Source organism: Nostoc sp. (assembly GCF_036917435.1).
Taxonomy (GTDB): Bacteria; Cyanobacteriota; Cyanobacteriia; order Cyanobacteriales; family Nostocaceae; genus Nostoc.
This window is the reverse complement of sequence record NZ_JBALDM010000059.1, coordinates 39,948-49,850: the sequence shown is the minus strand read 5'-3', so window position 1 is coordinate 49,850 and position 9,903 is coordinate 39,948. Positions and strand designations below refer to the sequence as shown.

The following is a 9,903-nucleotide window of genomic DNA, read 5'->3' as shown; positions in this document are numbered from 1 at the left end:
CATTATTTATATCAATGGCAATAGAAATTACTAGTATTATTCAAATGTAATAGGCATTGTGCAGAACAATATTGTTTCTCGTTGAGATGCAAAATGGGTATGAGGGCACGGCAATGCCTTGCCCCTACATTATTTATATCAATGGCAATAGAAATTACTAGTATTATTCAAATGTAATAGGCATTGTGCAGAACAATATTGTTTCTCGTTGAGATGCAAAATTGGTATGAGGGCACGGCAATGCCTTGCCCCTACGTTATTTATATCAATTGCAATAGAAATTATCGGTTAAAATAAACACACGTTAATAATAACTGTATGTAAAAATCAATGCCCTATAATCCACAAATACACCACCGCCATTCTATTCGCTTGAAAGGGTACGATTACACCCAACCTGGTGCATATTTCATCACCATTTGCAGCAAAGGGCGGCAATGTTTATTTGGTAATGTAGTTAATGGCGAAATGCAATTAAATTCTTTAGGTCATATTGCCTTCAACTGCTGGCAAACAATACCCGATCATTTTCCCCACATTGAATTAGATACCTTTGTAGTCATGCCTAACCATCTACACGGCATCTTAATCATCACCGATAAACCTGTAGGGACACAACAATTTTGTGCCCTCAATCAACATCTTGACTGCAACACAGAACAATTCGGTAAACCTTTACCTGGTTCTATTTCTACAGTAATTCGCAGCTATAAAGGCGTTGTCAGCAAACGCATTAATAAAATTTGGCAGATCAAAGGACAATCAATCTGGCAACGCAATTTTTATGAACACATTGGAAGAGAGCAAAAATCTGTAGATAACATCCGAGAATATATTTTATATAATCCCCTACATTGGGCAGATGATCTAGAAAACCCGCAACATAATTTTGATGATCGAGATTTCCTTTTTGATATCCCTTTTTGATTTAAAATCATGTGTTATATCATAAATATCAATTCGCGTTGGCGTAGAGATCGCTTGGTATCTAGTTAAATTACATATCAATGTATCGGAAATGGGGCTTTAGACTATTAATTGTATTCTTCGGGCTGTCGCTACTGTTGGATCTAGGTTCCCGCATGGGAGCAGAGATTTTTTGGTTTCAGGAAGTGGGCTACCTCCAAGTTTTTCTTTTGAGAGTGGTGACTCGTGGTGCTTTGTGGCTAGTCGTGGCTGGGGTAACTGCTACCTATCTACTGCTAAATCTGGCAATAGCACAACGGCTAAAATATTCGCAGTCTCTGAAGATTGAGGAAGTCAGGCGTGAGGAAGCAGAACTCACGAGTAAATTAACAAATTTTCTCAGTCCTAATTATCCAAGACGCAACGAAACCCCGATACTTCCGCCACAACGCTTTAAAAAGTTGAGCTTGGGTGGGTTATTACCCCTAACTCTGATACTGAGCTTGTTAATCGGGTTGATGGTGGCTCATTATGGTCAAATTGCTCTTTCTTACTGGCATTCTCCAGTTAACCAGGGTATTTTACCCGTTCCTGCCCTATTTCGACCAGAGACAATCTGGCAACTGTTGAGGCAAATTGTCTCTCAAGTCTGGTATCTCGGTTTAATTGGGGGAGTAGCGATCGCAATCTTAATCTATCCCCAATTTTTACTCACTGCGATCGCAGTTATATTCAGTCCCATTTTTGCATTCATCCTATTCCAACACTGGCCAAAGGTGCTGCAATATTTCCACCCTACTTCTTTCAACAGCACTGACCCTTTATTTGGTCTAGATATCAGCTTTTACATATTTTCCTTACCCGTTTGGGAACTGCTAGAACTCTGGCTGATGGGATTATGTTTGTATGGTTTCGTCGCCGTTACCCTTACTTATCTCTTGTCAGCAGACAGTTTGAGTCAGGGGATTTTTCCTGGTTTTTCGTCGCAGCAGCAGCGTCATTTATTCGGTATGGGTGGCTTGTTGATGTTAGTAGTGGCGTTGAGTTATTGGCAAAGTCGCTATGAACTCGTGTATTCTAGCCGTGGTGTAAGTTATGGTGCTAGCTATACAGATGTGACAGCCCAGTTGCCAGCTTACACTGTCTTGTGCGTTGTGGCTGGAGCGATCGCATTTTATCTACTTTGGCGAACGTTTTTCTGGAAACCTAAATCTCAGCATCGTCCCTTAGTATTTTACAGTTTGGGGATTTATCTAGTACTAGTTGTAGCAGCTGACACTGTTTTACCTACGGTAGTGGAATATTTAATTGTCCAACCGAATGAGTTGCAACGAGAGCAACCCTACATTCAGCGTACTATCGCCTTGACTCGCCAAGCATTCGACTTAGAAGCGATCGATGCCAAAGGCTTTAAACCTCAAGGAACATTGACTGAAGCTGATATTCAAAAAAATGACTTGACAATTCGGAATATTCGCCTTTGGGATCAACGACCACTATTACAAACTAACCGTCAACTGCAACAAATTCGACCATATTATCGCTTCCCCGATGCCGATATCGATCGATATACTCTGAAAACAGATATAAGTTCACGCCAACCATCAGCGCCCCAAAAGCCAGAAGCAATTGAAGCAACAGAACGGCGGCAAGTACTAATTGCCGCACGAGAATTAGACTACAATGCTGTACCACAGGAAGCTCAAACATGGGTTAACCGCCATTTAATTTATACCCACGGTTTCGGGTTTACTGTTAGCCCAGTTAATACAGTTGGGGCGGGTGGATTACCAGAATATTTTGTCAAAGATATTAGTGGTGATAGTAGCGCCCTGACAACTTCTAGTCCAGCTATTCGTGAAAGTATTCCCATTGGGCAACCTCGAATTTATTATGGTGAAATTACTAATACTTATGTAATGACTGGCACAAAAGTCAGGGAACTAGACTACCCTAGTGGGAGTGATAATGTTTACAACTCTTATGATGGTCTAGGTGGCGTTGAAATCGGTTCAACGTGGCGACGCTGGTTATTTGCCACGTATTTGAAAGATTGGCAGATGGTGCTGACGCAGAACTTTTTACCAGAGACAAAACTGCTACTGCGGCGAAATGTCAAGCAAAGAATTGAAGCGATCGCACCTTTTTTGAAATTTGACAGCGATCCCTATTTAGTTGCTGCTGATGCTAATCAAGATTTCCCCAATAATCCCAGTTATCTTTACTGGATTGTTGATGCCTACACGACGAGCGATCGCTATCCTTACTCAGACACTGGTAGCGATGGGATCAACTACATTCGCAATTCTGTCAAAGTAGTGGTTGATGCCTACAACGGGAGTGTTAACTTTTATATTGCCGATCCAAACGATCCGATAATTGCCACTTGGTCAGGGATATTTCCCCAAATGTTTCAACCGCTCAGTACAATGCCTGTTAATCTCCGCAGTCATACCCGGTATCCGGTGGACTTTTTCAAAATTCAATCTGAGCGCTTGATGATTTACCACATGACCGATCCCCAGGTATTTTACAATCGGGAGGATCAGTGGCAGATTCCTAATGAAATCTATGGCAGTGAACCTCGTCCTGTAGAGCCGTACTATTTGATTACTAGTCTACCCACTGCATCTGGTGTTGGCGCAACCTCTCCTAAAGAAGAATTTATTCTGCTTCTGCCCTATACTCCCAAACAACGGACTAATTTAATTGCTTGGTTAGCGGCGCGATCGGATGGTGTTAACTACGGCAAGTTATTGTTATATACTTTTCCTAAAGAAAGACTGGTCTATGGGCCAGAGCAAATCGAGGCGCGGATTAACCAAGATCCAGTAATTTCTCAGCAAATTTCTCTCTGGAATCGCCAGGGTTCGAGAGCCATTCAAGGCAATCTATTAGTAATTCCCATTGAAGAATCACTGCTGTATGTCGAGCCAATCTATATAGAAGCCACACAGAATAGCTTACCAACCTTGGTGCGGGTAGTTGTGGCTTACGAAAACCGGATTGTTATGGCCCAAACCTTAGAACAAGCCTTACAGGGGATTTTTAAACCAGAAGTTACACCAGCCCCGACAATTATCCGTCCCTTTGAAGAGGCAGCCCCGCGTGGTTAAGGGATTTTAACTAATTCGGCGGAATTCCCCGTCCCTCTACAGGGCGGGGATGGATAGCCGGGTGACGACTTTTATCACCTCCGACTAATATCAACCGTAAGTTGATAAGGGAGTGGGGTGTTTGAGGAGTCGTCAATTATTTTATTTTGGTACTTTACCAGAATATATTACTTTACCAGAATATATATTTATGGTAAAATATGGAGATCAAGGAGGTGATGTTGAGTGTTACACAAAGTTGTACAAGTCCGTTTATATCCGTCACTTGAGCAAGAAATACAACTAGCGCAAACTTTTGGGTGCGCTAGATGGTGGTGGAATTATGCTCTAAATAAATCTATTGAGACTTATAAGGAGACGGGTAAGGGACTTGGACGTGCTGCACTCAACGCATTTCTTCCTATACTCAAAAAGGCAGAAGAGACTGTGTGGCTAGCTGATTGTTATAGCCAAATTTTACAGGCTACGACACTCAATCTAACCACGGCGTACAAAAACTTTTTTGAGAAACGTGCTGGATTTCCTAAATTCAAATCTAGACATGGTAAACAGTCGATTCAGTATCCTCAAAACGTCAAAATTGTAGATGGTAATGTCAAACTTCCTGGCAATATAGGGGTAATCAAAGCCAAAATACATAGACCGATTGAGGGGAAAATCAAAACTGTTACTGTAAGCAAAACGCCTTCTGGTAAATATCTTGCATCTATCCTCACTGAGCTTATTGGTGAAAATCCTGTTATCTCGGAGGGGAAGATTTACGGCATTGATTTAGGGCTAAAACACTTCGCAGTTGTTACTGACGGCGAAAAGGTATCCATTTACGATAATCCTAAGCACCTTGCAAAACATGAAAAAAATCTCAAGGGTAAGCAGAAGAAATTAGCACGTAAGGTAAAAGGGAGTAAGTCGAGGAATAGATATAGAAAAGTTGTGGCCAAAGTTTACGAGCGAGTTAGTAACTCAAGGCAAGATTTTCTACATAAACTTAGTTATAAGTTAGTCAGCGATAGCCAAGCTGTCATAGTAGAAAATCTTCATGTATTAGGCATGATACGTAATCATAAATTGGCAAAATCAATATCTGATGTTGGGTGGGGAACATTCACAAATTTTTTAGCCTATAAGCTAGAGCGAAAAGGCGGGAAGTTGATTGAAATTGATAGGTGGTTCCCCAGTTCTAAACTCTGTTCTAATTGTTTCTATCAAATAGGTGAGATGCCGTTGGATGTCCGTGAGTGGACTTGTCCTCATTGCGATACTCATCATTCACGTGATGGAAATGCAGCAATAAATATTAGAGCAGAAGGCATCAGAATGATAAAGGCGGAAGGTTCAGTCGTCTCTGCTGTAGGAGGGGAGGTAAGTCCTAAACTTGGGCGAAAGTCTAAGTTTGGGCATTCCCCCGTGATTACAGAAGCCCCAACTTCAACCGTACTCGGTAAGTTGGGGTAGTTCACTGGTTCAACATAATGTAATAGACACTAAAAGTTAATCGACATGCTACAAAATAACCAACTAGAGATCCGCCACCTTAATCCGAAAGTGAGGCAGTTGATTAAAATGTACGCCGATGTTAATAACTGTACGCAGTCTGAGATGTTGGAACGGATTATTTTGGAGTGGAACGCCCAACAAAGCGAGAGCGAAAGACCGCCTGGAGATGAAGATGAATAGTTTTCTGCTACAATTAGACGTAAAATTGTAGCGAAAGTCTTTCATTAATTTGGTTCTCTAGTTCAAGAAAAATTTTCCAGAGATTGGATCTTGTTTGAGGGATTGAATAAAATCCCTCAAAGTCATCATACTACCCGTTAAGGTGAACTTAGGAGTACCATTTTGAGCAACGATTCTCACTTCACCGTCTTGAATCTGAATCTTATTTTTAATGCTATCCCATAGAATATTAAAGCTCTCATCATCCTTGCAACCATTGGCTTCAAGGAATCTTTGGCGGACTTCTGTTTTTAGTGCGAGTGCTTCTGCTGCTTGAGTCCGCGCCTCAAAGTGCTTAACTACATCTTCATAAGCACTCTCTTTTAGAGTTTTGTTTTCAGCCTGAACTTGCTCTAGTTGAGTTTTTGTGGCTTGCAGTTGCGACGCTAAAGCAGATGATTTCTGATATTCAAGTTTTAAAGCTTGCTTTGCATTGGCTAACAAAGTTTTATAATCTAGCTCATCGTCATTTTTTTCGGATTGCATTTTTATCTCTCGATCAACAGATTTTAGATTAGAAACTCTCGCCAGTTATACGATAAAAACTGGCGAGAGCTTAGTAAATATTATGTGGATTATCTAAGTATTAGTTAGTTCACCAATAATGGTGATTCAGAGGTAGGATTTTCCTGGATACTACTCAAACAAGAACTAATGTGCGAACGGATAGCTCGCTCATAAACACTAGTCTGCTGAGTGCGTACCCCTACAGCCTGATATGTTAAGTTAATTTCTGGGAATTCAGACCAATACATCAAAAAAATGTCTTTAGCTGGAGTAACAATTTCATAATTATTCTCTTGTCTTTTTTTTCTGAGTTTACAATTATTTAGTTGTAACTTTTGTCTGAATAGTTTTTCAAATTCTGGAATTAAATCTGAACTAGTTTTCATGTGTTATACACGTTAAAACGTGTTAAGGATGCAAAGACTATCTGATGATATTACTAAGTATGACACTTCAGATACCTCTTACAATATAGTGTATCAGTTATCGAGTCTTTGAGAATTTGAGTTTACTTTTCTGTTCTTACGAGCAAAAAAGAGGGCTAATTTCCGCTCAAATGGGGACTGGGGACTGAGAAAATAGTTAGCAGAGACACCTTAATAATTGCACTACGAAATCAATCTTTGGTTTAGAGCCTTATAAAGGTATTCAGTACCTACAGGCTACAACCCGGGCCTTCAAGACCCTCTGGAAAACAGATTAATTTTAAGTAATCTGGATTTTCGACGAACTTTTTAGCTGCCAGTAGTCCGGCAATACTCCAAGTTTGATTGATTCTAGCTTCTTTGCCAATTAAACGACCATTGTTGCCATCGTAGTATTCCGGGAATTTATCCTTAAATAAACGCTTTTCGGCGATCGCGATCGCTGCTTGAGCAAGTTCTGTTCTACCTGCTTTCTGTGCCGCAGCCACAAATAACCACAGTAAAACTGGCCAGTTACCACCGTTGTGATAAGACCAAGCGCTGTTCTTAGAGTCGCATCCTGTAACAATTCTCCACTCTAAACCTTCCAAGGCGGGAAAGCAGATTTTAACGGGCATATAGCCGATCAAGTCTTCCCAGCGTTGAGAAAATAAATTCATAATGCTTTGAGATTCGCCTTCACTTGCTAAGGAAGCTAAGATTGCCATTAGATTCCCCAGAGCAAAAAAGCGAAAATCGATCCGTCCCGGCCCCAGATTTCCTGCTAAATATCCTCCAGTTTCGGGCAACCACTCGGTTAACCAAGTGGGGATTGATTCTGATTGGATATTGAATTTATTAACAATTTCTTTACCAAATTCGTTACCCTTATAACGATAGATTTCCCCCAATCGCTTGAGGTCTAGCCAATAATAGTTGCGGATATGATATTTCAAAGATCCCAATCGCCTATTGACTTTGCCAAGGTAACTATCGCCGTCTCCATCAGATAAAAGCAATTCACAAGCGGCTCTCAGAGACGCGTAGAACAACGCTTGAATTTCTAGAGGATGTTCGTAGACTCCCATCCGACGGTCAATCATAAACGCGCCATCGGGAACTAACATGGTTGGGTACATGGAAAACCGATGTACTAGGCAAAGATCCAAAATTAGTTTGATTCCAGCTTGAAAATCTGGCTGACGCGCTAGGGACAAATCGCCTGTAGACTTTTCATAAGCCCGTAGCAAGAGAATCCACCACATACAGGAATCAATTGGGGGAACACGAGCGATCGCGTGTTCACCAAAATCAGCAACTAAAAATTCCTCATTCCCATTAGAATGTACTTTGAAACTGGCAGGCATCAAACCCGCTCCTGCTTCAAAGCAGTCCATCTGCTTTTTATGACTTTGTAATTTAAGTGTTTCTACTAAGAAGTTGCGGACAATCTCTGCTTTGTCATACATCAGAAACACTAAGGCAGAAGGCACAAAATCACGCAGAAAGCACTGGTCATAATTGAGTGTATCTAACTCTGGATCGTAGGCGGCTACAGTCCCAATGGGTTTTCCCTGGTAATAGATTATAGATTTTTCAAGCAATTCCCAAGCTTCTGCTTCCAGTTGAATGTTCTTATCGATTGCGCTAGTCATAGGCGTTTAATTCCACTAACTTCATGGGATGGGCTTTCTATTTGAATGCCAGCATTGTTAACTAGAATATCTAAACTGCCAAATTTCTTTACTCAGCACTCTTCATTCAGCACTCAGCACTTTTTACTCAGCACTCTTCATTACGGTGTTGACCACCTCAATAATGTCTGACTCTTAGGAGACATCTCCCTGAACCAGCAACGACCTCACACCACAATTTTTAATATTTCCGCAGGCTTTTTGCAATGCCATCTGTTCTGTGTCTAGCGCCGCTTCCGGGTATGAGCGGTAATTGATGGCGATGTTTCACCCTTCTTGAGCGAGTCTGATAGCGATCGCCTGACAAATACCTGAAGTTGCACCTGTAACTAAAGCGTTCTTTCCCTTTAACCCTATCATATTTCCTAACCTTGCTTGAATTTGAACTCAGTTAAACAATTTTTAATTTTAGATTTTAGATTCTTTAAAGAATAATCTAAAATTACTGCTGTCAACCCCTAATGGAGATAATTTAAATTTAAAAATGTGAATTTCTAAAATCAATTCTAAAAAATTAGGCTACAGATCCAAGCGATGGAAACTGAACTTGAATCTGACGCCTTATTGTGTTCAAAAATCAAAGAGTAATCCTATAGTAGTCTGGTTGAATTTAGTTTGATACATAGGTGTAGCCCGTCGGAGACATCGCTTGTAGCTTAAAGTTAAGACAATCAAGCTTATCCAGAAATCCAGAATATAAGACTTACGCAAAACTATACGTGGTAGAGAAAATTCATTAATTACCTTAAAAAGAAAATCAGGGTTTTGACTATTGTTTCTGTAAGTTCTGTAATATATATCATGCGTATAAATTTCAACCATGAGTGATATTTAAGACTAAAAATCAATTATCTTAGAACAAACGTACTAAATTTAAAAATACTAACTATATATAGCAATCCTAAATGAGTCATGAAAATCTCCGATTCCTCTCTCTGCGTTCTCTGCGCCTCTGCGGTTCGTTTATTTTTACAAATGATTTAGAACCGCTATACAAGTAAATTGAGTTTGACTCTCAACTATTTGCCATAAAATTTGATGAATAGGTAATTACAATTTACCGTGTACAACTTTGACAACTGTCCACAATAGTGTTGCATGTCACAAGCTCATGGTAATATTATTTTACTGTCATGAGATATTATTTATACATTAAATTTCTACCATGCTGAAAGAGCTAGTTAGGTGTGCTACCTCCAAAAACAAAAAACTATTGAACCCACTGAAAAAATTACCAAAAGTCCTACTATGCAAAGCATAGAACTTTTGTAATTCTGCTGATATTAAGATACAAAGGAGCTAAACAAGCCCTTTTTCAGGAATTATGACAACCATAGACAAGGCATACAAATGTCTTATTTATGGTCAAAAATTAAGCAAGAGTAAATAGAAAAGTGTTGATGCAATATCAATCGTTTTTTGTATACGTAAAAGTATCAAAAAGCCGAATTTGTATTGTCTGTTAAACACTAATACTATATGTTTCCTTTAGAGATTTATTCTTTTTGTACTTAGTTACCTATATACACAGCGTTTTTCAGGTAAATCAAGTACACAGGT

General features: G+C 39.9%; 7 protein-coding genes and 1 pseudogene. 4 read left to right on the top strand and 4 right to left on the bottom strand.

Annotation, left to right across the window (positions count from 1 at the left end; genetic code table 11):
* The first annotated feature begins 330 nt into the window (after positions 1 to 330).
* The 4 genes from V7K98_RS28840 (at position 331) to V7K98_RS28825 (ending at position 5,699) form a co-directional block, all read left to right on the top strand.
* A complete protein-coding gene (locus V7K98_RS28840; RefSeq protein ID WP_335028265.1) occupies positions 331 to 927 on the top strand; it encodes a transposase in 597 nt (198 codons plus the stop codon).
* Positions 928 to 1,007: 80 nt separating this feature from the next.
* On the top strand, positions 1,008 to 4,022 hold the full coding sequence (locus tag V7K98_RS28835) for a UPF0182 family protein (protein ID WP_335028263.1): 3,015 nt from the start codon (positions 1,008 to 1,010) through the stop codon (positions 4,020 to 4,022).
* Positions 4,023 to 4,247: 225 nt separating this feature from the next.
* On the top strand, positions 4,248 to 5,477 hold the full coding sequence (locus V7K98_RS28830; RefSeq protein ID WP_335028260.1) for an RNA-guided endonuclease InsQ/TnpB family protein: 1,230 nt from the start codon (positions 4,248 to 4,250) through the stop codon (positions 5,475 to 5,477).
* 45 nt (positions 5,478 to 5,522) lie between these two features.
* Complete coding sequence (locus V7K98_RS28825) at positions 5,523 to 5,699, top strand: hypothetical protein (RefSeq protein ID WP_442940453.1); 177 nt, start codon at positions 5,523 to 5,525, stop codon at positions 5,697 to 5,699.
* A gap of 57 nt (positions 5,700 to 5,756) precedes the next feature.
* Here the strand turns inward: V7K98_RS28825 and V7K98_RS28820 are convergent, their stop codons facing one another.
* The 4 genes and pseudogenes from V7K98_RS28820 to V7K98_RS28805 all read right to left on the bottom strand — a co-directional run.
* Positions 5,757 to 6,224, bottom strand: a complete 468-nt coding sequence (locus V7K98_RS28820) for a hypothetical protein (RefSeq protein ID WP_335028258.1) — start codon at positions 6,222 to 6,224, stop codon at positions 5,757 to 5,759.
* A gap of 104 nt (positions 6,225 to 6,328) precedes the next feature.
* On the bottom strand, positions 6,329 to 6,631 hold the full coding sequence (locus V7K98_RS28815) for a hypothetical protein (RefSeq protein ID WP_334856048.1): 303 nt from the start codon (positions 6,629 to 6,631) through the stop codon (positions 6,329 to 6,331).
* Positions 6,632 to 6,900: 269 nt separating this feature from the next.
* Positions 6,901 to 8,304, bottom strand: coding sequence for a glycoside hydrolase 100 family protein (locus tag V7K98_RS28810; protein WP_335028255.1), 1,404 nt, complete (start codon positions 8,302 to 8,304; stop codon positions 6,901 to 6,903).
* Positions 8,305 to 8,321: 17 nt separating this feature from the next.
* Positions 8,322 to 8,703, bottom strand: a pseudogene (locus V7K98_RS28805) (SDR family NAD(P)-dependent oxidoreductase); the annotation flags it as partial.
* Positions 8,704 to 9,903: the final 1,200 nt, after the last annotated feature.

Coding starts and splice junctions, on each gene's coding strand:
- V7K98_RS28840 (WP_335028265.1), top strand. CDS start 331: ATGCCCTATAATCCACAAATACACCACCGCCATTCTATTCGCTTGAAA.
- V7K98_RS28835 (WP_335028263.1), top strand. CDS start 1,008: ATGTATCGGAAATGGGGCTTTAGACTATTAATTGTATTCTTCGGGCTG.
- V7K98_RS28825 (WP_442940453.1), top strand. CDS start 5,523: ATGCTACAAAATAACCAACTAGAGATCCGCCACCTTAATCCGAAAGTG.
- V7K98_RS28820 (WP_335028258.1), bottom strand. CDS start 6,224: ATGCAATCCGAAAAAAATGACGATGAGCTAGATTATAAAACTTTGTTA.
- V7K98_RS28815 (WP_334856048.1), bottom strand. CDS start 6,631: ATGAAAACTAGTTCAGATTTAATTCCAGAATTTGAAAAACTATTCAGA.
- V7K98_RS28810 (WP_335028255.1), bottom strand. CDS start 8,304: ATGACTAGCGCAATCGATAAGAACATTCAACTGGAAGCAGAAGCTTGG.